Origin of the sequence: Pseudarthrobacter naphthalenicus, from assembly GCF_029076445.1 — a bacterium.
Taxonomy (GTDB): Bacteria; Actinomycetota; Actinomycetes; order Actinomycetales; family Micrococcaceae; genus Arthrobacter; species Arthrobacter naphthalenicus.
Window position 1 is genome coordinate 60,331 of record NZ_JARESG010000017.1, and the last position, 21,708, is coordinate 82,038.

Annotated in this window: 23 protein-coding genes and 2 pseudogenes; 17 read left to right on the forward strand and 8 right to left on the reverse strand. The window is 65.9% G+C overall.

Going from position 1 to position 21,708, the window contains the following annotated elements:
• On the reverse strand, positions 1-747 hold the full coding sequence (gene lexA, locus PY310_RS16040) for a transcriptional repressor LexA (protein WP_275215462.1): 747 nt from the start codon (positions 745-747) through the stop codon (positions 1-3).
• Between the two features lie 339 nt (positions 748-1,086).
• Here lexA and PY310_RS16045 point away from each other — a divergent pair, with 339 nt between their 5' ends.
• The 8 genes from PY310_RS16045 (at position 1,087) to PY310_RS16080 (ending at position 7,376) form a co-directional block, all read left to right on the forward strand.
• Positions 1,087-1,485 carry a LysM peptidoglycan-binding domain-containing protein gene (locus PY310_RS16045; RefSeq protein ID WP_275215463.1) on the forward strand — a complete coding sequence of 133 codons (399 nt, stop codon included), beginning with the start codon at positions 1,087-1,089 and terminating at the stop codon, positions 1,483-1,485.
• 112 nt (positions 1,486-1,597) lie between these two features.
• The gene (locus tag PY310_RS16050; protein WP_275215464.1) at positions 1,598-2,716 is read left to right on the forward strand and encodes a histidinol-phosphate transaminase; all 1,119 of its coding nucleotides are present in this window, start codon (positions 1,598-1,600) and stop codon (positions 2,714-2,716) included.
• A 60-nt stretch (positions 2,717-2,776) separates the two neighbouring features.
• Positions 2,777-3,403 carry an imidazoleglycerol-phosphate dehydratase HisB gene (hisB, locus tag PY310_RS16055; protein ID WP_275215465.1) on the forward strand — a complete coding sequence of 209 codons (627 nt, stop codon included), beginning with the start codon at positions 2,777-2,779 and terminating at the stop codon, positions 3,401-3,403.
• Complete coding sequence (gene hisH, locus PY310_RS16060) at positions 3,400-4,131, forward strand: imidazole glycerol phosphate synthase subunit HisH (RefSeq protein ID WP_275215466.1); 732 nt, start codon at positions 3,400-3,402, stop codon at positions 4,129-4,131. Before hisB ends, hisH begins: the two co-directional genes overlap by 4 nt.
• A complete protein-coding gene (locus PY310_RS16065) occupies positions 4,132-4,290 on the forward strand; it encodes a hypothetical protein (protein WP_275215467.1) in 159 nt (52 codons plus the stop codon).
• 76 nt (positions 4,291-4,366) lie between these two features.
• Positions 4,367-5,113: a bifunctional 1-(5-phosphoribosyl)-5-((5-phosphoribosylamino)methylideneamino)imidazole-4-carboxamide isomerase/phosphoribosylanthranilate isomerase PriA gene (gene priA / locus PY310_RS16070; RefSeq protein ID WP_275215468.1), complete on the forward strand. Its 747-nt coding sequence runs from the start codon at positions 4,367-4,369 to the stop codon at positions 5,111-5,113.
• 9 nt (positions 5,114-5,122) lie between these two features.
• Positions 5,123-6,019 (forward strand): SseB family protein, encoded by an 897-nt coding sequence (locus tag PY310_RS16075; protein WP_275215469.1) that lies wholly within the window; start codon positions 5,123-5,125, stop codon positions 6,017-6,019.
• Positions 6,020-6,074: 55 nt separating this feature from the next.
• Entirely contained in the window at positions 6,075-7,376 is a 1,302-nt protein-coding gene (locus PY310_RS16080) for an MFS transporter (RefSeq protein ID WP_275215470.1), read from the forward strand.
• A gap of 104 nt (positions 7,377-7,480) precedes the next feature.
• On the opposite strand, the gene PY310_RS16085 is transcribed toward PY310_RS16080, so the two are convergent.
• Complete coding sequence (locus PY310_RS16085; RefSeq protein WP_275215471.1) at positions 7,481-7,867, reverse strand: DUF1844 domain-containing protein; 387 nt, start codon at positions 7,865-7,867, stop codon at positions 7,481-7,483.
• A 97-nt stretch (positions 7,868-7,964) separates the two neighbouring features.
• On the opposite strand from PY310_RS16085, the pseudogene infC reads away from it, so the two are divergent.
• Positions 7,965-8,660, forward strand: a pseudogene (gene infC, locus PY310_RS21665) (translation initiation factor IF-3); the annotation flags it as partial.
• A gap of 362 nt (positions 8,661-9,022) precedes the next feature.
• On the opposite strand, the pseudogene PY310_RS21670 reads toward infC, so the two are convergent.
• Positions 9,023-9,247, reverse strand: a pseudogene (locus PY310_RS21670) (hypothetical protein); the annotation flags it as partial.
• A gap of 209 nt (positions 9,248-9,456) precedes the next feature.
• Here PY310_RS21670 and rpmI point away from each other — a divergent pair.
• From rpmI to PY310_RS16105, 3 genes are all read left to right on the forward strand, one after another.
• Complete coding sequence (gene rpmI / locus PY310_RS16095; protein WP_009358635.1) at positions 9,457-9,651, forward strand: 50S ribosomal protein L35; 195 nt, start codon at positions 9,457-9,459, stop codon at positions 9,649-9,651.
• Positions 9,652-9,769: 118 nt separating this feature from the next.
• Positions 9,770-10,153: a 50S ribosomal protein L20 gene (gene rplT / locus PY310_RS16100; protein ID WP_164201051.1), complete on the forward strand. Its 384-nt coding sequence runs from the start codon at positions 9,770-9,772 to the stop codon at positions 10,151-10,153.
• Between the two features lie 49 nt (positions 10,154-10,202).
• Positions 10,203-11,108, forward strand: a complete 906-nt coding sequence (locus tag PY310_RS16105; RefSeq protein ID WP_275215473.1) for a TrmH family RNA methyltransferase — start codon at positions 10,203-10,205, stop codon at positions 11,106-11,108.
• 92 nt (positions 11,109-11,200) lie between these two features.
• Here the strand turns inward: PY310_RS16105 and PY310_RS16110 are convergent, their stop codons facing one another.
• Positions 11,201-11,476: a GlsB/YeaQ/YmgE family stress response membrane protein gene (locus PY310_RS16110; RefSeq protein ID WP_275215474.1), complete on the reverse strand. Its 276-nt coding sequence runs from the start codon at positions 11,474-11,476 to the stop codon at positions 11,201-11,203.
• A 200-nt stretch (positions 11,477-11,676) separates the two neighbouring features.
• Here PY310_RS16110 and PY310_RS16115 point away from each other — a divergent pair, with 200 nt between their 5' ends.
• Positions 11,677-12,648: a cation diffusion facilitator family transporter gene (locus PY310_RS16115; RefSeq protein ID WP_275215475.1), complete on the forward strand. Its 972-nt coding sequence runs from the start codon at positions 11,677-11,679 to the stop codon at positions 12,646-12,648.
• Between the two features lie 93 nt (positions 12,649-12,741).
• On the opposite strand, the gene PY310_RS16120 is transcribed toward PY310_RS16115, so the two are convergent.
• Complete coding sequence (locus PY310_RS16120; RefSeq protein ID WP_275215476.1) at positions 12,742-13,950, reverse strand: MFS transporter; 1,209 nt, start codon at positions 13,948-13,950, stop codon at positions 12,742-12,744.
• A gap of 299 nt (positions 13,951-14,249) precedes the next feature.
• Between PY310_RS16120 and PY310_RS16125 the strand changes: the two genes are divergently transcribed.
• Entirely contained in the window at positions 14,250-14,702 is a 453-nt protein-coding gene (locus tag PY310_RS16125) for a (deoxy)nucleoside triphosphate pyrophosphohydrolase (protein WP_275215477.1), read from the forward strand.
• Positions 14,703-14,717: 15 nt separating this feature from the next.
• Here PY310_RS16125 and PY310_RS16130 read toward each other — a convergent pair whose 3' ends face one another.
• From PY310_RS16130 to PY310_RS16140, 3 genes are all read right to left on the reverse strand, one after another.
• On the reverse strand, positions 14,718-15,833 hold the full coding sequence (locus PY310_RS16130; protein ID WP_275215478.1) for an Rv2578c family radical SAM protein: 1,116 nt from the start codon (positions 15,831-15,833) through the stop codon (positions 14,718-14,720).
• 86 nt (positions 15,834-15,919) lie between these two features.
• Positions 15,920-16,564: an SIMPL domain-containing protein gene (locus PY310_RS16135; protein WP_275215479.1), complete on the reverse strand. Its 645-nt coding sequence runs from the start codon at positions 16,562-16,564 to the stop codon at positions 15,920-15,922.
• A gap of 1 nt (position 16,565) precedes the next feature.
• On the reverse strand, positions 16,566-17,030 hold the full coding sequence (locus PY310_RS16140) for a hypothetical protein (protein WP_419095507.1): 465 nt from the start codon (positions 17,028-17,030) through the stop codon (positions 16,566-16,568).
• A gap of 315 nt (positions 17,031-17,345) precedes the next feature.
• On the opposite strand from PY310_RS16140, the gene pheS reads away from it, so the two are divergent.
• The 3 genes from pheS to PY310_RS16155 are packed head-to-tail and all read left to right on the forward strand — an operon-like array spanning position 17,346 to position 21,682.
• Positions 17,346-18,407 (forward strand): phenylalanine--tRNA ligase subunit alpha, encoded by a 1,062-nt coding sequence (gene pheS, locus PY310_RS16145; RefSeq protein WP_275215480.1) that lies wholly within the window; start codon positions 17,346-17,348, stop codon positions 18,405-18,407.
• Between the two features lie 2 nt (positions 18,408-18,409).
• Positions 18,410-20,953, forward strand: a complete 2,544-nt coding sequence (gene pheT, locus PY310_RS16150) for a phenylalanine--tRNA ligase subunit beta (protein ID WP_275215481.1) — start codon at positions 18,410-18,412, stop codon at positions 20,951-20,953.
• Between the two features lie 12 nt (positions 20,954-20,965).
• A complete protein-coding gene (locus PY310_RS16155) occupies positions 20,966-21,682 on the forward strand; it encodes a 4'-phosphopantetheinyl transferase family protein (RefSeq protein WP_275215482.1) in 717 nt (238 codons plus the stop codon).
• The last annotated feature ends 26 nt before the right edge of the window (positions 21,683-21,708 follow it).

Here is a 21,708-nt window from a genome sequence, read left to right on the forward strand (position 1 = left end):
CTACAGCGATCGAAGGACCGAGACCACTTTTCCCATGATGGTGGCGTGGTCCCCGAGAATCGGCTCGTACTGCGTGTTCTGGGGCAGGAGCCAGGTGTGGCCATCACGCTGCCGGAAGGTCTTGACGGTGGCTTCATCGTCCAACAGCGCCGCCACAATGTCTCCGTTTGCGGCGTCGGCCTGCCGTCGGACTACCACCCAGTCGCCGTCGCAGATGGCGGCGTCCACCATGGAGTCGCCGGCGACCCGCAGCATGAACAGCTCACCCTGCCCCACCAGCTGACGGGGAAGCGGCATAACGTCCTCCACCACCTGGTCCGCGAGGATCGGTCCACCGGCCGCGATGCGCCCAACCAGCGGCACCATGGCGGTGTCCATGGCGGTGGGAAGTTCGGTGACTGTGCCGCCGGGGCCGTGCAGGGACGCGGGTTTGGCCGAAGCGCCGCTTTTGCCGGTTCCGCCGTCCAGTGTCAGGGGCATCAGAACTTCCATGGCGCGCGGCCGTTTGGGGTCCCGGCGGAGGTAACCCAGCTTTTCGAGTTGCGAAAGCTGGTGGGTGACGCTTGAAAGGCTGGCCAGCCCCACGGTGTCGCCAATTTCCCGCATGGACGGCGGGTAGCCGTTGTCATTCACGGAACGCTGGATGGTTTCGAGGATCTTCTTCTGGCGGGCAGTGAGCCCCTTGGGGGTTCTCTGGGGCTGGCGGCCCTGGGGAGTCGCCTTGCCCTCGGCGGCTGGTGCTGCCATGTTCGCCAATGCCTTTCGGTTGTCCCGGTTCCGGTCCGGCGTTTACGTGCCGGAAGGCCCGGGCTGCTTTGAATGTCAGACCCTGCTGGTCAACTACTGGAGTGGTTGATTCTTGACTCAAACGTAGGCCAGCCACAGGGCTTTTTCAAACATTTGTTCTAGCGAGTCTCGACAATGTTCGTTGATAAGTGCTAAAACTGAAGAAGCAAAGTTCGAATATGTGTTCTACTCGTTGCCAGTGGATTCGAATATCCGCCCCACACTGAGGCTTGGCGTCAGTGCATGGGCAACGTGGAGGCCACGCCGGGCAGCACAGTATGGTCCAGGAGGGCTCATCTCATGTCAGCTATATCCGCATCACAGGATTCCCGTCCCCCGTTCGTTTCCGTCGCGCAGCTGACGTCGGCCCGGCGGAAGGAATCCCTGCCGCCGCTCCGTCTTACCCGCAGGGGCAAGATTGTCCTCATTGGCATCCCGCTGGTGCTCCTGGCGGCGCTCCTTCTTTCCCTGGCCGGGTTTCTCACCTCGCCGGCGAAGGCCTCGGATTCCGTATCCGATCTCTCCGTCACGCCCACCATGACCGTGACGGTCCAGCCGGGGCAGTCCCTCTGGGCTATTGCCGGCACCACTGCACCCCAACGTGATGCCCGCGACGTCATTGCGGACATCGTTCAGCTGAACAACCTCACCGGTGGCGGTGTAGTGCCCGGCCAGCAGCTCTTTGTCCCCACCCGTTAGCAGCCGGCTTGTTCCGGCCCCGCGCGCCGCAACCGGGGGCGGCATACCGGGTTCCAGGCCGCCGGCAGCCGTCACATTTTTCGGCCGCCTGCTTCGGAACTAAACTGTTCAGGTGAATGACCAGCTAGAGCGCCTGAACCGACTTCCCCTCCGGACCAACCTTCGTGGCCTTGCGCCGTACGGTGCGCCGCAGTTGGATGTCCCCATCCTGCTGAACGTTAATGAGAACACTCATGGCGTTCCGGCGGATGTCCAGGCCGCCATCGCCGCAGCGGTAACGGAGGCCGCAGCCGGTCTCAACCGCTATCCGGACCGTGAGTTCACCGAACTCCGGGAGGCGCTGGCCGAATACCTCGGCCACGGACTCGACGCCGCCAACATCTGGGCAGCCAATGGCTCCAACGAGGTTCTCCAGCAGATCCTGCAGGCATTCGGCGGACCCGGCCGGAAGGCTCTCGGCTTCCCGCCCACGTATTCGATGTACCCACTGCTGGCAAGCGGCACCGACACCGAATACATCGTCGGCCAGCGCGCAGAGGGGTACGGCCTGAGCGCCGAATCGGCGGCGGCCCAGGTCAAGGACCTCCAGCCGAACATCGTCTTCCTGTGTTCGCCCAACAACCCCACCGGCACGGGCCTCGGCCTGGATGTGGTGGAGGCCGTCTACGCGGCCGGCGAGGCCAGCCAGACCATCGTGATCGTCGACGAGGCGTACCACGAGTTTGCCCATGACGGAACGCCCAGCGCGCTTACCCTGCTGCCGGGCAGGGAACGCCTGATTGTCTCGCGCACCATGAGCAAGGCATTCGCCCTCGCCGGGGCACGCCTGGGCTACATGGCTGCCGCGCCCGAGGTGACGGACGCCCTGCGCCTGGTCCGGTTGCCGTACCACCTCTCCGCCATTACCCAGGCGACGGCGCTGGCCGCGCTCCAGCACCGGACAGCCTTAATGGCAGACGTCCGGGACATCAAGGAGCAGCGGGACCGCATTGTCACCGAGCTGACCCGGATGGGACTCAAGCCGGCGGCCTCGGATTCCAACTATGTCTTCTTCGGCGGCTTGGAAAGCCCGCACCAGGTCTGGCAGCAATTGCTGGACGAGGGCGTGCTGATCCGGGACGTCGGGATCCCCGGCCACCTGCGGGTCACGGCGGGAACTGAGAGGGAAACCACAGCCTTCCTCACCTCCCTGGAAGCCATCCTGGCCACCCAGGCGAAGCTCCCCGCCTAGACTTGAAGTACCGGCGCCTCAGCGCGCCCCACCACTCCTGCGCTAAAGGACCAGATAATCATGAGTTCCACCGGATCGAACGCTGCCGAAACCCGGACCGCACGCATGGAGCGTGCCACCAGTGAATCGTCAGTGCTCGTGGAGATCAACCTTGACGGCACCGGCGTATCGGACATCGACACGTCAGTTCCGTTCTACGACCACATGCTGACGGCGCTGTGCAAGCACTCGCTCATCGACATGACAGTCAAGGCGACCGGTGACACCCACATTGATGTCCACCACACGGTGGAGGACGTCGCCATCACCTTCGGTGAGGTTTTGCGCACGGCGCTGGGCAACAAAGCCGGCATCCGCAGGTTCGGCGAGGCCACCGTGCCCCTTGACGAAGCCCTCGCGAACGCCGTTGTGGATGTCTCCGGCCGCCCGTATCTGGTTCACGGCGGTGAACCCGCCGGGCAGGAATACCACCTCATCGGCGGCCACTTCACCGGCTCGCTGACCCGTCACGTCTTTGAGGCCATCACGCTGCACGCGGGCATCTGCCTGCACATGAACGTCATCGCCGGCCGCGACCCGCACCACATTGTCGAAGCACAGTTCAAGGCGTTCGCCCGTGCCCTGCGTGCCGCCATCGAACCCGATCCGCGGGTTGAGGGGATTCCGTCCACCAAGGGTGCCCTGTGACCGGCCAGATTCTTCGTGACGGCGCGGTCATCGATCCCGCCACACTGAAGAAGCCAGTATCGGCCGAGGGCAAACCCACCGTCACCGTTCTTGACTATGGTTCAGGCAATGTCCGCTCGGCCGTGCGTGCCCTCGAACGCGCCGGTGCGGAGGTCATCCTGAGCTCCAAGCCCGAGGATGTTCTGAACGCGGACGGCCTGGTGGTACCCGGCGTCGGGGCCTTCGAAACTGTGATGCGCGAGCTCAAAGCCGTGGACGGCATCCGGCTGATCGGCCGTCGCGTTGCCGGCGGACGTCCGGTCCTGGCTATCTGTGTGGGCCTGCAGGTGATGTTCGAAGCCGGTGTTGAGCACGGGACCGAAGCCGAGGGCATGGGGGAATGGCCGGGCAAGGTGGAGCTCCTTCCCGCTGAGGTGGTGCCGCACATGGGCTGGAACACCGTGCAGGTGCCTGAAGGCTCAAAGCTTTTCGCGGGCGTTGAAAACGAACGGTTCTACTTCGTCCACTCCTACGGTGTCCAGGACTGGAACTTTGATGTGATCCAGCCGCGGATGACGGCACCGCTGGTGACCTGGTCCGAGCACGGTGCCCGGTTCATCGCCGCGGTGGAAAACGGGCCGCTTTGCGCCACGCAGTTCCACCCGGAAAAGTCCGGTGACGCCGGCGGGCGGCTGCTCCGCAACTGGGTGGACAGCCTCCGTAAGAACACCCCAACGGATCCCGCCTAGATGTGGTCGATTGTTCTGATGGGCCTGGCCGGCCTCCTGGTGGGTGGTGCCTTGTCCTTCCGGCAGCAGCGCAAACCCCTGTGGACCCAGATCAGTTTCTACGTCCTGGCCGGGATGGCGTTGTTGGCCGCCTACCTGCTGACGCTTCCCGGCACTTAGGCGCCTGCCGCCGCACCGGAATCCGGCACCCGCTGCATTCCGCTCCACCCGCAACGCAATCTGAAGAGGACCCGAGATGACCACCGCAACCGACCTGCCGGTTCTTGAACTGCTGCCCGCCGTCGACGTCGTTAACGGCCAGGCCGTGCGGCTGGTTCAGGGGGAGGCCGGCAGCGAGACCAGCTACGGCACACCCCTGGAAGCGGCCCTCAACTGGCAGCAGCAGGGCGCCGAGTGGGTGCACCTGGTTGACCTTGACGCTGCCTTCGGCCGCGGCTCCAACGCCGAACTGCTTCGCGAAGTCGTCGGGCGGCTGGACATCAAGGTGGAACTGTCCGGCGGCCTCCGGGATGACGAGTCCCTCGAGGCGGCCCTTGATCTCGGCGTGGCCCGGGTCAACCTTGGGACCGCGGCACTGGAGAACCCGGACTGGACGCGCAAGGCCATCGAGCGCTTTGGCGACAAGATCGCCGTCGGCCTCGATGTCCGTGGAACAACGCTCGCGGGCCGGGGCTGGACCAAGGAGGGCGGCGACCTCTGGGAGGTCCTGGGCCGCCTGGAAGACGCAGGCTGCTCGCGGTACGTTGTCACCGACGTGACCAAGGACGGCACCCTGCAGGGCCCGAACGTGGAACTGCTCCGTCAAATGGTGGAGAAAACCGGCAAACCTGTGGTGGCCTCCGGCGGCATCTCCAGCCTCGACGACCTGAAAGTCCTCCGGTCCCTGGTGCCCCTGGGCGTGGAGGGGGCGATTGTGGGTAAGGCGCTGTACGCCGGTGCGTTTACGCTGCCCGAAGCCCTCGACGTCGCCGGCCGCCGCTAACCGGACCTCATGAACAGCGCGCAGAACCCAGGACCGGCCGGCGGGGCGCCCGTTCAGCGCCACCTTCCCGGACACATCGCTGCTGCCCTGGCAGGAGCGGGTGGCCCGGCGGACTCGGCGGGGAGGCCGTGGGAGGGGCGGAGCCTTGCAGGGGACGACGCCAGGATCCACAACTTCGAGGACGACGACGGAACGGCCGACGCCGGATACCTTGCGGCCGTCGAGGCGCTGCGTGGCGGGACCGGTGACGAAGCGGCCGTGGTGAGCTCCCTTGCCACTGCCCGCGTTTTCATCCCGATCATTGCCCGGCTCGGCGCCGAAGCAGAGGGCGTGGACGGCCTGACCGCGGATAAGCAGGCAGACATGGCACTGGTCACCCTGATGGCTGCAGACGGCCGCAAAGCCATGCCTGCCTTCACGTCCGCCGAGCGCCTGGCTGCGTGGCACCCGGACGCCCGGCCAGTAGCTGTCTACGCGGCCCGTGCCGCGCTGTCAGCTGTGGCAGAAGGGGCCCAATTATTGGTGCTTGACCCGGGCTCGGACGTGACCCTCGTCATCCGTCGGCCCGCCGTGTGGGCACTGGCACAGCAGCAGGAATGGGTTCCCTCATACGCCGATGCCGCGCTGGCCGCCGAAATGTCGGCCGCGGCGGGAGGGTTCCCCGCCGTCCGCAGCGTCGAGTTGCTCCCGGGCTCCGGAGTTGCTGCCGTGACCGGTGGTGGACTGCCACTCTCCGGGGGCGGCGCCGGGCCCGAGCTGCAGGTGGTTCTCTACCTTGAGGACGGCCTTGATGCCGCCGCGGTGCAGGAGCTCGTCGGCGGACTTCAAGCAGCCTGGTCGCGGAATGTATTGTTTGGGGAGCGAGTCGATTCGATGGAAATAAAGTTGCGGCGCGCGGTTCAGTAGCTGACGGTCAGCGGGAGACCCCCGGGCTGCCCGTGCCAGACCCAAAGGATTCTCCGTGAATTTCGCTCTCTACCGGGAGTTGCTCGCCGTCGAGCCCATCAGGCGGCTCCTGCTTGTGGGTATGGTGGCCCGCATCCCGCATTCTGCCGCGGGGCTCCTGCTTACCCTGCACATCGTCCTTTCCCTGGAAAAGGGCTACGCCGCCGCCGGTGCAGCTGCGGCGGTGATGACCATCGGGATCGCTGTTGGGGCGCCATGGCGGGGCCGGCGCGTTGACAGGGTCGGCCTGCGCCGGGCCCTCATCCCGTCAGTTGTCTCCGAAGCCGTCATCTGGTCCGTGGTCCCGTATGTCAGCTACGAACTGCTGCTGCCGTTGGTGTTCATCGGTGGCCTGCTGACCCTGCCGATCTTCAGCGTGATCCGCCAGTCCCTGGGCGTTCTCGCGGACGGCACCCAGCGGCGGACTGCTTTTGCCCTGGACTCGATCGCCACCGAGGTGGTGTTCATGATCGGTCCTGCCGCCGGCGCCGTGGTGGCGACCAGCGGCTTCACCGCCCTGGGTCTGAGCGTCGTAGGAGTGTCCTCGTCCCTGGCGGGCCTGTTCCTGATGTGGTTCAACCCGCCCACCCGCAGCGCCACCCGGACTCAGGAGGCGGAAGAGGACCAGCGCCATGCTGCGGAGGTGGCGGTGGTGTCCGCGGCGCCGGTCCACGTGCAGGAGGCTGCGGCAGACCTTGTCCCGGCCGGCGCGGAAACTGCCCGCGGTGGCCGCAGCCTGCGCAGGAAGGTGGCCCACAATTTTGCCTGGTTTACTGCCGCTGTGGCTGCGGTCTTTTCGATAGCGGCGGGAACAGGGATGGTGCTGAGCGGCACCGACGTCGGAATTGTCGCCGCCCTGGAAACCGGCGGCCGCCAAAACGAAATCGGCATTGTCTTTCTCTTTTGGTGCGCCGCCTCCGTCATCGGCGGGCTGGTCTACGGCGCCATGCACCGGCCGGTGTCACCGACCCTGCTGCTCCTCGGCATGGCAGCCCTGACCATCCCCATGGGCTTCGCGCGGGATACCTGGACACTGGCTTTCATCTCGGTTCTTCCGGGACTGCTCTGCGCGCCGGTACTCTCCGCCGCTTCGGAAAAGGTAGCGGACCTGGTGGCCGAGGACCGTCGCGGCGAGGCGATGGGCTGGTACGGCTCCGCGCTGACGGCAGGCGTGGCGCTGGGGGCGCCGCTCGCCGGTATCTTCATCGACGGGGCAGGCCCGTCCGGCGGCTTTGTGGCGGTGGGGGTGGCCGGCGTTGTGCTCTGCGTGGTGGGGCTGTTGCTTCAGGCCCTGCGGCGGCGCAGGGTGGCCGCCTGACCTTTTCGATGAGTGCCAGGGAGAACCAACGACGGCGGCGGGCTGACCAGTATGGTCCGCCCGCCGCCGTCGCTATTTACTCGTGAATGAACTGCCGCGTTGGGTCAGTTGACCGCGCCGGTGTACTTTTCGCCCGGGCCCTTGCCCGGGGCATCGGGAATGGCGGACTCTTCCCTGAAGGCGAGCTGCAGGGACCGGAGGCCATCGCGCAACGGTCCGGCGTGCTGGGAACCGATTTCCGGGGCGGCGGCCGTTACCAGGCCGGCAAGGGCGGTGATGAGTTTGCGGGCCTCATCCAGGTCCTTCAGTTCCTCCGCGTTGTCCTCGGCGGCGAGGCCGAGCTTGACTGCTGCTGCGCTCATGAGGTGAACGGCCGCGGTGGTGATGACCTCGATGGCCGGCACCTCGGAGATGTCGCGGATTTGCTGGCTCACGTTCGCCTCGGCGGGTGCGGCCTCGAAAACGTGTGAATTGCTGTCTGGGGTACTCATACTGGTAAGCTTGTCACAGACCGACTGAATGTCGTTATTTTGCTGTGTTAATGTCCCACCGGCGCCCCGCTGTGTCGTGAGGGATTTTTTCTGTAGAATGGCATGCAGTTTGCAAGCGGAGTTCTCTCCCACCCGCGTCAGCCGTTTTCCCGCTGGAAGTTTCTTCCAGGGAAGCAAGGTTGCCGGGTACCGGTCGGACAGATTCATCGGGCGTTGTGCCCGGGAACCTGCGCACGATTTCCCGTCGGGGGAGCGTGCATCCGATCATCGAGGCCTTCGATTGCTCCGGCAATTGGGGGCCTTCTCTATTTGCCGGTGGGTTTACTACATCAATCACAGGAGCTTTAACATTAGCGAGCCAAGAATCAATGAGCGTATCCGCGTCCCCGAGGTGCGGCTAGTCGGCCCTGCAGGTGAACAGGTAGGAGTCGTCCGTATTGAGGATGCCCTGCGTCTGGCTGCTGAATCCGACCTTGATCTCGTTGAAGTAGCACCTCAGGCCAAGCCTCCGGTGTGCAAGCTGATGGACTTCGGCAAGTACAAGTACGAGGCCGCAGTCAAGGCGCGTGAAGCCCGGAAGAACCAGACCAACACGGTTCTGAAGGAAATCCGCTTCCGCCTGAAGATCGATACTCACGACTACGAAACCAAGCGCGGCCATGCGCTTCGCTTCCTCGGTGCAGGTGACAAGGTCAAGGCCATGATCCAGTTCCGTGGCCGCGAGCAGCAGCGTCCGGAGATGGGCATCCGTCTGCTCCAGCGTTTCGCCGACGACGTCGCCGAGGTGGGCGTTGTTGAGTCCAGCCCGCGTATTGACGGACGCAACATGGTTATGGTCGTGGGGCCGCTGAAGAACAAGGCGGAGGCCAAAGCTGAGGCACGCCGCGCATCGCAGCGTGCGGAAGCCAAGGCGCAGAACGAAGCCAAGGCATCGGGCCGCATCGATGTCACCGGTGACGACCAGGCGCCGCTGACCCAGTCGTTGGCTGATCTTCTGCCGGAAGGGTTCGCCATCACGACGCAGCCCGAGGCGGATGCTCCGGCGGACGCCACTGAGGCGGCAACTCCGGAAACGGCAGTTCCGGCCGAGGCTGACGCGACCGAGCCGGCGGCTCCGGAAGCTGAAGCTCCGGCGAAGGAAGCTCCCGTGAAGGAAGCCCCCGCCAAGGAAGCTCCGGTGAAGGAAGCCGCAGCAAAGGAAGCGCCGAAGCAGGCCGCCCCGAAGGCCGCTGCTCCCAAGCGGGAGTCCGCCAAAGCAGCCCCGGCTCCGGCCAAGGCTCCCGAGGCCAAGCCTGCGGAAACTGCCAAGCCGGCTGAAGCTGCCAAGGCTGCCGCGCCGGCTCCGGCCGCACCGGCTGCCCCGAGGCCGCCGGTCCCCATGCCCAAGCCGGTAGCCCGGCCGGCTGCTCCGAAGCCTGCTGCGCGGCCTGCCCCCAAGGCAGCTCCGAAGCCGGCCGGTAAGAAGACTACCTAGTTCAAAGCTGCAGGAGGCTTCCTCCGGCAGTACGCAACCAGCACGTCGCCTGCAGGGGTGGCTGCTCGAAAGAACTGCAGACAATGTCTGCGGACACGTAAGGAGATCGGTTCCCATGCCGAAGATGAAGACCCACAGTGGTGCTAAGAAGCGCTTCAAGCTGACCGGTAGCGGCAAGCTGCGCCGCCAGCAGGCCAACCGCCGCCACTACCTCGAGCACAAGTCCTCCAGGCTGACCCGTCGCCTCGCCGGCGACAAGATCGTCTTCAAGGGTGACGCAAAGGTCATCCGGAAGATGCTCGGCATCTAAGTTCCAAGTTCTCTGACTGTTGCCACCGGGCAGCAGTCAACTACCAAAAAGGCTTCTCAGGCCAGCCGGTAACTCCGGCAGTAGTTGCTTGGGATCAGATTTTCGAAGGAGTACGCACGTGGCACGTGTGAAGAGGGCGGTCAACGCCCACAAGAAGCGCCGGGTTATCCTTGAACGCGCAAAGGGCTACCGTGGACAGCGTTCACGCCTGTACCGCAAGGCCAAAGAACAGCTGCTGCACTCGTTTGTGTACAGCTACGGCGACCGCAAGAAGAAGAAGGGTGACTTCCGTCGCCTGTGGATCCAGCGCATCAACGCTGCATCCCGCGCCAACGGCCTCACCTACAACCGTCTGATCCAGGGCCTGAAGGCCGCTGAGGTCGAGGTTGACCGCCGTATGCTGGCCGAGCTGGCTGTCTCCGACGCCAACGCTTTCGCTGCACTGGTGAAGATCGCCAAGGACTCCCTGCCGGCTGACACGTCGGCTCCGGCTGCAAAGTAGCACTAAAGGCCGTTCAAGGACTGGTGGCTGAAGCCACTAAGGTTCTTATATGAACGAAACCGGGCGCCCGCAAGATGTACCACTCTCCAATCCCCGAGCTGATCGGGTCAGGAAGGTGGCGCAACTTGCCGGGCGCCCGGCCCGTTTAAAGCGCAGCGAGTTCCTGGCGGAGGGCCCCCAGGCTGTCCGTGAGGCTCTGACCCTGCACCGGAAACGGATCGCTTCGGGGGAGCCCGGCCTCGTGTATGAGGTCTACGCCAGCGAGGCGTGCCTCGACCGGCACCCGGACCTGGAATCGCTTGCCGAGGGCACTGACGCTTACCTCACCACCGACGAAGTGCTTGCCGCCATGGCGGACACGGTCACGCCCCAGGGAATCCTGGCGGTCTGCGGCTTCCTGGACGTGAGCCTCGACCAGGTCCTCGACGCCGGTCCGCGGCTCATCGCCGTGCTGTGTCAGGTCCGCGACCCCGGCAATGCCGGCACCGTGCTCCGGGCAGCCGACGCAGCCGGAGCGGACGCAGTCATCCTCACTGCGTCGAGCGTTGATATCTACAATCCCAAGGCGGTCCGTTCCACGGCCGGTTCCCTGTTCCACTTGCCTGTGGTGCTTGGTGCAGACATTGCCGAGGTGGCAGCCGCCTGCCGTGCCCGCGGGATCGGGATCCTTGCGGCCGACGGCGGCGGAGACATCAACCTGGACACCCTGCAGGACCAAAACGCCGCCCGCCGCATAGCTTCCTCCGGCGTTGAATCGGTCTACGCGTTGGAGGCTCCAACGGCCTGGCTTTTCGGGAACGAAGCACAGGGCCTCTCAGAGGCTGAGTTGGCCTTGGCCGATCACCGCGTAGCCGTCCCCGTCTACGGCGCAGCGGAAAGCCTCAATCTCGGCACCGCCGCCACCGTGTGCCTTTATGCGAGTGCCCGGTCCCAGCACGAACACGGGGCTAGCTAGCAGTTCCGGGGCCTTGAGAACGGGCCCTTAAAAGGCAGGGCCCCGGAAATACCGGGGCCCTTGCTGTATGAACTTGAAACAGATGAGAGGGATCAGGGTGCGCGGGTGGTTCCCCGGCGTCCGGTGATGGCGCCGTAGATGCCGGCAACGACCAAGCCGCCGACAATGGCAAGGATCCAGGTACCCAGATCGAAGAAGGCAAGGTCACCCTTGCCGAACAGGAGGCTGCCAATCCAGCCGCCTACAATCGCGCCGACAACACCAAGCACGAGGCTCGTCACCCAGCCGCCGCCGACCCTGCCGGGCATAACGGCCTTGACGATGGCCCCCACTATGAGGCCGAGAATAATCCAAGCAAGAAAACCCATGTCTCCTCCTTCATATTCGTCGGGATTAATCGTCCCGATTAGTGTTCAAGCTAACATAAGGGCGCTCCATTGTCAGCAGGCTTAGTGCCCGTCGCGCGTACGGATTTTTCGGCCGAAAAGGTACGGTAATCGTGGGCGGCCTGCGTTCCGAAGCCGCAATTTATCCTGCGTGTTCCAACCCCTGAAGAGGTGAAGTCTCCGTGGCTGCAAATGGCGGTACCAAGGCGATCGTTGCGGCTCTCGCCGCGAACCTGACCATCGCCGCCCTCAAGTTCGTGGCATTCATCCTCACGGCCTCCTCGTCGATGCTGGCCGAAGCCATCCACTCCGTTGCAGACTCCGGTAATCAGCTGCTGCTGCTCATTGGCGGGAAACGTGCCAGCAAGGCGGCCAGCCCGGAGCATCCTTTCGGGTATGGCCGTGAACGCTACATTTACGCCTTCATTGTCTCCATAGTGCTCTTCAGCGTCGGCGGACTCTTCGCGTTGTTCGAAGCGTGGCAAAAGCTGCAGGACCCGCACCCCATCGAAGGCAATTTCTGGTGGGTGCCGCTCGCCGTCCTGCTGGGGGCCATCGCCGCGGAGTCGTACTCCTTCCGGACGGCAATTAAGGAATCCAACCAGACCCGGGGCAAGCAGGGCTGGGTGAGCTTTGTGCGCACGGCAAAGCAGCCGGAGCTGCCCGTGATCCTGCTGGAGGATTTCGGGGCGCTCCTTGGCCTGTTCTTCGCCATGATCGGTGTGGGCATGACCCTTATCACCGGGAACGGCGTCTGGGACGCTGCCGGCACCGGCATGATTGGCCTGCTGCTGGTTGCCATCGCGGTGGTGCTGGCGATCGAGACAAAGTCCCTGCTGCTCGGAGAATCCGCGACCCGGGAGGACGTGGTCCGGATCAGCGCAGCCATTGAGGCCGGGGGACACAACCGCATCATCCACCTCAAGACCCTTCACCTGGGCCCTGAGGAGTTGCTGGTCGCCGCCAAGATTTCCGTGGGGGCCGCCGAAACGGGGAGGGACATCGCCGCCTCGATTGACGGGGCCGAGTCCAGAATCCGTGCCGCCGTCCCGATTGCCCGCGTGATCTATCTGGAGCCGGATCTGCAGCGCGGCCCCCTGCCGGGCGCGGGGCACCATCCGGCTGACGTTCGGCCACAGGACCTGCAGGCCTGATCCCCAGGCCTGCACACCCGGCTGTGCTCAGGCGATCTTCTATGCCGGCGATCTTCTATGCCGGCGAGGCTGTTGACGGCCGCCTGCCTCGGATCAGGCGGTCAGGGGTTTCCTGCGTTCCAGCAGGCCGCTGACTATCGCGACTGCCAGGCCCAGGAGGGCCAACACCGCGCCGACGAGCGCGGGCGCCACGAAGCCCCACCCCCAGGCGATGACCACGCCGCCCAGGAAGGCGCCCAGCGCGTTGGCGACGTTGAGCGCGGCGTGGTTCAGGGACGATGCCAGGGAAGGTGCGTCCGGGGAGGCATCCAGAAGGCGGGTTTGCAGGGCGGGCACAAGCAGGGAGCCCGACGCGCCCACCACAAAGACCATGACCAGGGCGGACCACGGCCAGTGCACCGCAACGGCGTAGATCACCAGGGCTGCGGCAATGCCTGGCAGGACCCAATAGAGGGTTCCCATCACTGACTTGTCGGCCAGCCTGCCGCCCACCACGGTTCCCGCGACCATCCCGAGCCCGTAGAGGGCAACAACCAGCGGCAGCAGGGACGCAGGAATGCCGGCCACCAGCGTCATGGTGTGGGCAATGTAGGTGTACGTAGCAAAGAAGCCGCCAAAGCCCACAATGCCGATGAGGATGGCCAGCCAGACCTGCAACCGTTTGAGTGCACCCAGTTCGCGGCGGATGCTGGCGTCCGGGTGGGGCGCTTGGAACGGCACGAATTTCCACAGCAGGACCAGCGTCAGGGCACCGATTGCGCCCACGACGACGAAGAGCAGCCGCCAGCCGAACGTCTGGCCTACCCAGGTGGCGGCGGGAACGCCGATGACGTTGGAAACGGACAGGCCGGCCATCACCATGGAAATGGCCCAGCCGCGTCTGCTGGCCGGAACCAGGGAGGCGGCGATCACGGCCGCGACGCCAAAGAAGGCGCCGTGCGGTAACCCGGCCGCGAAACGTGAAACCAGCATGGTGCCGTAGTCCGGAGCCAGGTAGGACGTCAGGTTGGCCAAGGTGAAGAACAGCATCAGGCCCAGGGCGAGGTGTTTGCGGGGAAGTTTTGCGCCTACGGCTGCGAGGAGCGGGGCACCCACCACGACTCCCAATGCGTAGGCGGAAATGAGGTGTCCGGCTTCCGGGGTGCTGATGTTGAGTCCCTGCTCCACCTCCTTGAGCAGTCCCATCATGGTGAATTCCGTGACGCCGATTCCCACGCCGCCCATGGCCAAAGCGAAGATGGCCGCACCGATATTGGGAGTCTTGACTCTGGACGTCAGGGGCGTTCGGGTGGTGCTGCTCATGTGCCTGCTTTTCGGGGAGGATGCTGGATTCGGGGAGAATGCCGGGGAAGTGCCGGCGAAATGGGCAGCCGGGCCAACCTAGGCAACCCCGATTCCGGTGCAGGTATTCCAAGGCGGCCGCCGACCAAGGCCTGCCGTCCATTGTTCCCTATTAGGGGTGTTCCCTATTTCCGGGTGTTCCCTGATGCGGGCACGCTACCGTCGGGAGCACCTGCCACGCCAAAAGGATTCCGTCAACGAACATGCCCGTCCGGGCCGGTGCGGCTTCACTCACCGGCCCGCGCTCATAGACTTGGGCGGTGAGTGAACAGATACAGGTAGTTGGCGCCGCAATTCTCGACTCGTTGGAGCACCCCGCGCGCCTGTTGGTGGCACGGCGGACGGCTCCCGAACAGTTTGCCGGGCTCTGGGAATTCCCCGGCGGCAAGGTTGAAGCCGGCGAGGAGTGTGAGGCTGCGCTGCACCGTGAACTCGGTGAGGAACTGGGCGTCAGGGTCCGGCTCGGGGCAGAGCTCCACGCGGAGGCCCCCGACGGCTGGCGGCTGAATGAGCGGGCCAGCATGAGGGTATGGCCAGCGGAAATCACCGATGGTGAACCCCATCCGCTGGAGGACCACGATGAACTGCGCTGGATGGACCTGGCTGATGTTCAGGCTGTGCTGGGTCTTCCCTGGATTCCTGCCGACTTTCCCATCGTCCAGGCTCTGCTGGATTCGCTCAGCACCCAGGTGGCCAACGCCCGCACCTCCTGAATTGCCCGCCGTGTGTCAGAAGAGGGTTGGCTGGCCAAGTGCCGGTTCCCCGGTGCGGGACCGCGCAGGCGTGCCGGCCTTCCCGGAAACCGGCAGGATGCCCTCCGGGTACTGTGCTTCTTCGCTGCGGGGATCATCCTCCAGATCACGGTGGCTGAACCCGTGCCCGCTGGTGAAGCCGTGCCGTTGCTTGAAATAGCGCACCTTGGACGCGAGCCAGGTCCGGTACTCCTTGGACGCATACGAACCTGTGCCGTAGAGGCGCCGGTAGCGGCCGGCGAGGTCCGGGTGGTTTTTGGCGATCCACTGCATGAACCATTCCCGGGTGCCGGGTTTCAGGTATAGGGCGCCGGCCGTCACCCCCGTGGCGCCGGCAGCGGCCAGGGATCCGAAGAGGGCATCCAAGGCTTCGTCGCTGTCTGAAAGCCACGGCAGGATGGGCATGGCCATCACGCCGCAGGGGAGTCCGGCGTCGCGTAAGCGGGCGACGAGCTTGAGCCGTGCCCGCGGCCCCGGCGTTCCCGGTTCCACGGCTTCTGACAACGCCTCGTCCGTCATGGCAAGCGAGATGCCCACACCCACCGGAACCTGGGCAGCAGCGCGCTTCAGGAGCGGAATGTCACGTGCCAGCAGGGTCCCCTTGGTGAGGATGGACAGGGGTGTCCCGGAGTCCGCCAGCGCCGCAATAATTCCCGGCATCAACCGGTAGCGGCCCTCGGCCCGCTGGTAGGGGTCCGTATTGGTGCCCAGCGCTACCTGATGGCGGCCCCAGGAAGGCTTGGCCAGTTCCTTCCGCAGTATCTCTGCGGCATTGACTTTGACCACTACCTGGCTGTCGAAATCCAGTCCGGCGTCGAAGTCCAGGTACGTATGGCTTTTGCGTGCGAAGCAGTAGACGCAGGCATGGCTGCAGCCCCGGTAGGGGTTGACCGTCCACTCGAAGGGCATTTTTGAACCGGAAACCACCTTGTTGAGCACCGATTTGGCGGTGACCTCATGGAAGGTGATGCCGGCGAATTCGGGAGTGGTGACTGACCGGACCAGCCCGGCGAGCGGTAACAGCGCGGGGGATGGCGCGCTTCCGGCGTCGTCGGCAGGCCGCTGCATTAGTGCTTGTGCATCCCATCTCATGCCCTCTATTCGAAGATATGTTCGAACTTAAGTCAAGGACCGTCGCTCCGTGTTGCACGGCGGGACGTGGGAGGGCGGGAGGGCCCTTAGTCCAGGAGCTCCCAAACCACCGTAACGCCGGCGTTGAGACTGGCCTGGCCCGGCTCAACGCCGATGGCGTCGGCGGCGACGGCCCGCTCAAGCCGGGCCACCGGGACCGGCCCCGCCGCAAGGGGGTGCTCGGCCACTGACAGCACCCGCCCAAGCGTCGCTGACGCCAGGGCAGCAAACTGCTCCGCCGCTGCAGCGGCATCCCGCCACGCGGCTTCGCGGGCCCTCGCCAGCATCGGGGATTCGTCCGCGAAGTCGAGCTCCAGTCCGTTCAGCCGCGCGTCGTCGCCGCCGGCTTCGACCACGGAGGCAATGACGGCAGAAGCAGCGGCCACCTGCCGGACCCTCACGGTGAGCATGCTGGACGCGACGTATCCTGCGACCTGTTGCCCGTCGCCCTCGCGCCAGATAAGTTCCGGCCGGACGTTAAGCCCGGAGGTCCTGATGTCCGGGGCTGCCACCCCATGCTGCCGGAGCGCAGCGGACACTGCCGCGGACGCTGTTCCGGCGTCGGCGTATGCGGCACCGACGCTGGCGCGCCGGCATTCGACGCCAACGGAAATGGTTAGCAGGTCAGGTGGCGCCTCGGCCGTGCCGGTCCCCGTCACGGTGACCGTTCTCAACGTGGTGCCGTCCGCCATGTCACGCCTCGATTCCGCCGGCTCCGCCAGGTGTCCCGCCGTCAACATAAGGCCCGTCAGCATAACCGCCGTCAGCGTAACCGCCGGCAGCCAGGCCCGCCTGCCGTTCGAAGAAGTTGGCGGCGGCCGGATTCCCGGTCCTCAGCTGTGACCAGCCCGCAGCCAGGAAGTACAGCGGCAGGAAAGGCAGCCCCAAGCACCAGGCGTACTGGCTGCAATGCTTTTCCTCGTGCCCGAGGAGGTCGGGCTGGTTCAAGAGCTGTTCGGCGCGGATCCGGCAGATGACCACGTTGCCCACGGTGAACGCTCCCGCGAAGGGGATCCGCCACGTGTAACCGGACGCGATGACCAGGCCCCGCGGGCCCTGTCTGAGGGCCGTGCCTGCGGCCCGGGCCAGAAGAAGGCCAAGCAGGGTTGTTCCGTTGGCCAGGTTGGCAAGCTTTCGTGCCTGCTGGCCCGCCGTCAGGGGCTGCGGAGTGTGCGTTCCCGCAGCTGATTCCTGCACGCGCGGCATTGGCCAGACCCTTGCCAGCCGCCGACGTTCTGTCATGAGGCCATGGTAGCCGGAGGGTTCAATTAGACTGGTGGATAGTGGCCGCCGGTACTTCTCCAGTCGGTAATCTTCCAACGGGGTGTTTCGCCTGTGGCCCTGCCCTGGTTATCGAGTGCATCCGTCCTGCACGGATGCACGACATAACCTGCCAGTGACGGATGCGCTGCCGGGAGACCGTGCACTGCTGCACCTGCACCGGCAGCCACGACTCGTAGCTAAGAACAGTAGATGACTGAAACTTTGCCGGGCGCCCCCATCCCGAATCCCACGGATGAAGCCGCCATCACTGCCGCTGTAGACCAGGCCATCGCCGCCATTGCCGGCGCCGGCTCCCTTGACGAACTCAAGGCGGTGAGGCTGGCCCACACCGGTGAGAAATCACCGCTGAGCCTGGCCAACCGCGAGATCGGCAAACTCGCCAAGGACCAAAAGGCCGTGGCGGGCAAACTTATGGGCGCGTCCCGCGGCAAGGTCAACAAGGCGCTCGCGGACCGGACTGCCGAGCTGGAATCCGAAAACGACGCCCGGATCCTGCTGGAAGAGACAGTGGACGTTACGGCCGCACCGCGCCGTCGTCGTGCCGGTGCCCGGCACCCGCTCTCCACCCTCCAGGACCGCGTGGCGGACATCTTCGTGGGCATGGGCTGGGAAATTGCCGAAGGCCCCGAGGTTGAATCCGAATGGTTCAACTTCGATGCGCTGAACTTCAAGCCGGACCACCCGGCCCGCGAAATGCAGGACACGTTCTTCGTTGAGCCGCCCGAGGCACACCTGGTGATGCGGACCCACACCTCCCCGGTGCAGGTCCGCTCCATGCTCGAACGCGAGGTGCCGATCTATGTGCTGTGCCCGGGCAAGGTGTTCCGCACGGACGAGTTGGACGCCACCCACACGCCGGTCTTCCACCAGTTCGAGGGCCTGGCCATCGACAAGGACCTGAGCATGGCGGACCTCCTGGGCACGCTGGAGCACTTCACCCGGCAGATGTTCGGTGACGAAGCCCAGGTCCGGCTGCGCCCGAACTACTTCCCGTTCACCGAGCCGTCCGCCGAACTGGACATCTGGCACCCGGGCGCCAAGGGCGGCCCGCGCTGGATCGAATGGGGCGGCTGCGGCATGGTCAACCCCAACGTGCTCCGCGCAGCGGGCATCGACCCGGACATCTATTCAGGTTTTGCCTTCGGCATGGGCATCGAGCGTGCGCTGATGTTCCGCAACGAAGTGGGCGACATGCGCGACATGATCGAAGGCGACGTACGTTTCAGCGAGCACTTCGGGATGGAGATCTAACAGTGCGTATCCCAATTTCCTGGCTGCGTGAATTCGCAGCAGTACCGGCCGGGGCAACGGCCGAAGACGTGATGGCCGAACTGGTCAAGGTGGGCTTTGAAGAAGAGGCCGTCCACCGCCCCACGGACACCCTGCAGGGCCCCATCGTGGTGGGCCAGGTCCTGAGCATCGTCAAGGAACCGCAGACCAACGGCAAAACCATCAACTGGTGCCAGGTCCGCGTGGTCCCCGAAGGCCAGGCGCAGACCCTGACCGGTGAGGGCATCGACCCCTCCGGAGTGCAGGGGATCATCTGCGGCGCCCACAACTTCGTGGAAGGCGACAAGGTGGTGGTCACCCTGCCCGGCGCGGTCCTGCCCGGCGACTTCCGGATCTCCGCGCGGAAGACTTACGGCCACCTCTCGGCGGGCATGATCGCTTCCGTCCGCGAACTCGGCATCGGCGATGACCACGACGGCATCCTGGTCCTGTCCCGGATCGGACTGGACCCGGAAATCGGCACGGATGCCATGGACCTGCTCGGTCTCTACGATCAGGCAGCGGAGATCAACGTGACCCCGGACCGCGGCTACGCGTTCTCCATCCGTGGAGCGGCCCGTGAATACGCCCACGCCACGGGCACCGAGTTCACCGATCCGGCCACCAAGGTCCAGGCCCCCGCGGAGCTCTCAGGCGGCTACGGGGTCAAGCTCAACGACGACGCGCCCATCTACGGCAAGCCCGGCTGCGACCGCTTTGTGGCCCGCACCATCCGCGGCGTGGACGCCACCAGGCCCACCCCGCCATGGATGACCTCGCGGCTGCGGCTGGCGGGCATCCGGTCCATCTCCCTGCCGGTGGACATCTCCAACTACGTCATGCTTGAGCTCGGCCAGCCCACGCACTGCTATGACCAGGACAAGCTGTCCGGCGACATTGTGGTCCGCCGTGCCGTCGCCGGGGAGAAGATCACCACCCTGGACGGCAAGGAACGCGCGCTGGACGTCGAGGACCTCCTCATCACGGACGGTTCCGGTGCGATCGGGATCGCCGGCGTGATGGGCGGCGCCGCCACCGAGGTGAGCGATGCGACGTCGAACGTCCTGGTGGAGGCTGCGCACTTCGATGAGGTTTCGATCGGCCGCTCCCGCCGCCGCCACAAACTGCCCTCGGAAGCGTCCAAGCGCTTCGAGCGCGGCGTCGACTGGCACGTGGCGGACATCGCCGCCCAGCGTGTAGTTGACCTCTTGGTGGAGCTCGCCGGTGGCGTTGCTGACGAAGCCGGGACCGACGTCGGGACCGCGCCTGACGCCGTGACCATCGCGTTGCCGGCCGGCTTCGCCGCCCAGCGCATCGGCATCGACTTCACCGAGGAACAGATCGTCACCTCGCTGGAGGACCTCGGCGCCGTGGTGGAAAAGGCCGACGACGGCTGGACGGTCACCGCCCCCAGCTGGCGCAACGACCTCGAGACCAAAGAGGACCTCACCGAGGAAATCGCCCGCCTGGTGGGCTACGACAAAATCCCCGCCACCCTCCCGGTGGCTCCTCCCGGCCGCGGCCTGACGCGCGTGCAGCAGCAGCGCCGCCGGCTCATCCAGGCCTTGGCGGACGCCGGGCTGACCGAGGTGCTGGCCTACCCGTTCGTTTCGAAGGCCGCCAACGAGACCTTCGGCGTCGCCGAGCCCGGGGCGGCCCGGAACGCGATTAAGCTGGCCAACCCGATCAGCGAGGAACACGGCTACCTGCGGACCTCCATCCTCCCGGGCCTGATCGAGGTGGCCAAGCGGAACCACTCCCGCGGCTTCCGCGACCTGGCGTTGTTCGAATCCGGACTCGTGTTCCTGCCCACCGAGGGCATGGGTACCGATTCCATCCCGCCGCTCGGCGTCAAGCCCGCCGATGAGGTGCTCGATGCACTGTACGACGGCGTCCCGGACCAGCCGCTGCACGTGGCCGCCGTCCTGACCGGCCATGATTCACCCGCCGCCGCGGGCCACACGCCGCGGCTGTGGGACTGGGCGGACGCGTTGGATGTGGCCCGGCTCGCAGGGGACGTCCTGGGCGTGGAGATTGTGGTCAGCCAGGGTGCGCATCAGGCATTCCATCCGGGCCGGGCGGCGAAGCTTTCGCTGCGAACCGGCGAGGTGGTGGGCTACGCGGGTGAGCTGCACCCGAAGCTCCTGGCTGCGCACGACATGCCCGCCCGCTCGGTGGCGCTGGAGTTCAACGCGGATGCCTTGTTCGAGGCGGCGGCGGACGTCATTGTGGCCCGCCACATCTCCACCTTCCCGGTGGCCACCCAGGACGTTGCCCTGGTGGTGCCGCAGGACATCCCTGCGGACCAGGTCCTCGAAGCGCTGCGCGAAGGCGCCGGCGAACTGCTGGAAGACGTGGCGCTCTTCGATGTGTACGCCGGCAAGGGTATCGAGGAAGGCAAGAAGTCGCTGGCCTTCAGTTTGCGGTTCCGGGCAACGGACCGCACCCTGACCGCTGACGAGGCCTCTGCAGCCCGGGAGAGCGCCGTCGCCCTGGCCGCCGAGCGCTTCGGCGCCGTCCAGCGCTAGGCACTGATCTCCGTGGCGGGACCGATGCTTCCGGTCCTGCGTTCCTGCCCTCCCGGTGATCCGGGAGGGCAGTTCGCGTTGAAGGCGGAACCCGACGGGTTCAGGACGGGCCCGACGGCGGCTGGCCGGCTTCCGCTGCTGGACCCCGCGGAGCTGGACCGGGCTGCCGCCCTGGCGCCCGGCCCTCGGGCCGCCTTTGTGGCCGGCCGTTTGGCACTGCGGGCGCTTGCCGCGGAGCTGCTGGACGTCCCGTCGCCGGACCTCACCACCAACTTCAGCTGCCCCCGGTGCGGGACCGGCCCCGGCTTATCCCACGGCAGGCCTGGCTACGCGTTCCGCGGCAAACCGGCGCCGCTGGCACTCAGCCTGTCCCGGAGCTCCGGCTGGATCGTGCTTGCTGCCCTGGTGGAACCACCTCCCGGTGTGACCATCGGCGTGGACCTGGAAGATCCGGCGCGGCTGGACTTCGACGGGTTCGACGGCGTTGCCCTGACCAGGGCCGAGCGTGCCGGCCTCGCCGGGCTGTCCGGGCCGGCGCTGCTGCAGGAACGGGCCCGGCTGTGGGCCCGCAAGGAGGCGTGGCTGAAGATGACCGGCCGCGGGCTCACCACCGCCCCGGACACTGTGGACGTCCTGCACCGCGCGGAACTCCGCGACCTCGCCCCCGGCGAGGCGGGGCTGCCGCCTGACCTGCGTGCCGCCGTCGCGCTTTCAGCTGCGGGACTCTAACGCACCGGTATTAGCGCCCGCGCATC

What these genes read in the sequence shown, in the direction of transcription:
- PY310_RS16135 (WP_275215479.1), bottom strand. Translation starts at nt 16,564, where the DNA reads ATGGCGGACGGCACCACGTTGAGAACGGTCACCGTGACGGGGACCGGC.
- priA (WP_275215468.1), top strand. Translation starts at nt 4,367, where the DNA reads ATGACCACCGCAACCGACCTGCCGGTTCTTGAACTGCTGCCCGCCGTC.
- hisB (WP_275215465.1), top strand. Translation starts at nt 2,777, where the DNA reads ATGAGTTCCACCGGATCGAACGCTGCCGAAACCCGGACCGCACGCATG.
- rpmI (WP_009358635.1), top strand. Translation starts at nt 9,457, where the DNA reads ATGCCGAAGATGAAGACCCACAGTGGTGCTAAGAAGCGCTTCAAGCTG.
- pheS (WP_275215480.1), top strand. Translation starts at nt 17,346, where the DNA reads ATGACTGAAACTTTGCCGGGCGCCCCCATCCCGAATCCCACGGATGAA.
- lexA (WP_275215462.1), bottom strand. Translation starts at nt 747, where the DNA reads ATGGCAGCACCAGCCGCCGAGGGCAAGGCGACTCCCCAGGGCCGCCAG.
- PY310_RS16110 (WP_275215474.1), bottom strand. Translation starts at nt 11,476, where the DNA reads ATGGGTTTTCTTGCTTGGATTATTCTCGGCCTCATAGTGGGGGCCATC.
- PY310_RS16075 (WP_275215469.1), top strand. Translation starts at nt 5,123, where the DNA reads ATGAACAGCGCGCAGAACCCAGGACCGGCCGGCGGGGCGCCCGTTCAG.
- PY310_RS16085 (WP_275215471.1), bottom strand. Translation starts at nt 7,867, where the DNA reads ATGAGTACCCCAGACAGCAATTCACACGTTTTCGAGGCCGCACCCGCC.
- PY310_RS16045 (WP_275215463.1), top strand. Translation starts at nt 1,087, where the DNA reads ATGTCAGCTATATCCGCATCACAGGATTCCCGTCCCCCGTTCGTTTCC.
- PY310_RS16065 (WP_275215467.1), top strand. Translation starts at nt 4,132, where the DNA reads ATGTGGTCGATTGTTCTGATGGGCCTGGCCGGCCTCCTGGTGGGTGGT.
- PY310_RS16120 (WP_275215476.1), bottom strand. Translation starts at nt 13,950, where the DNA reads ATGAGCAGCACCACCCGAACGCCCCTGACGTCCAGAGTCAAGACTCCC.
- PY310_RS16130 (WP_275215478.1), bottom strand. Translation starts at nt 15,833, where the DNA reads ATGAGATGGGATGCACAAGCACTAATGCAGCGGCCTGCCGACGACGCC.
- PY310_RS16105 (WP_275215473.1), top strand. Translation starts at nt 10,203, where the DNA reads ATGAACGAAACCGGGCGCCCGCAAGATGTACCACTCTCCAATCCCCGA.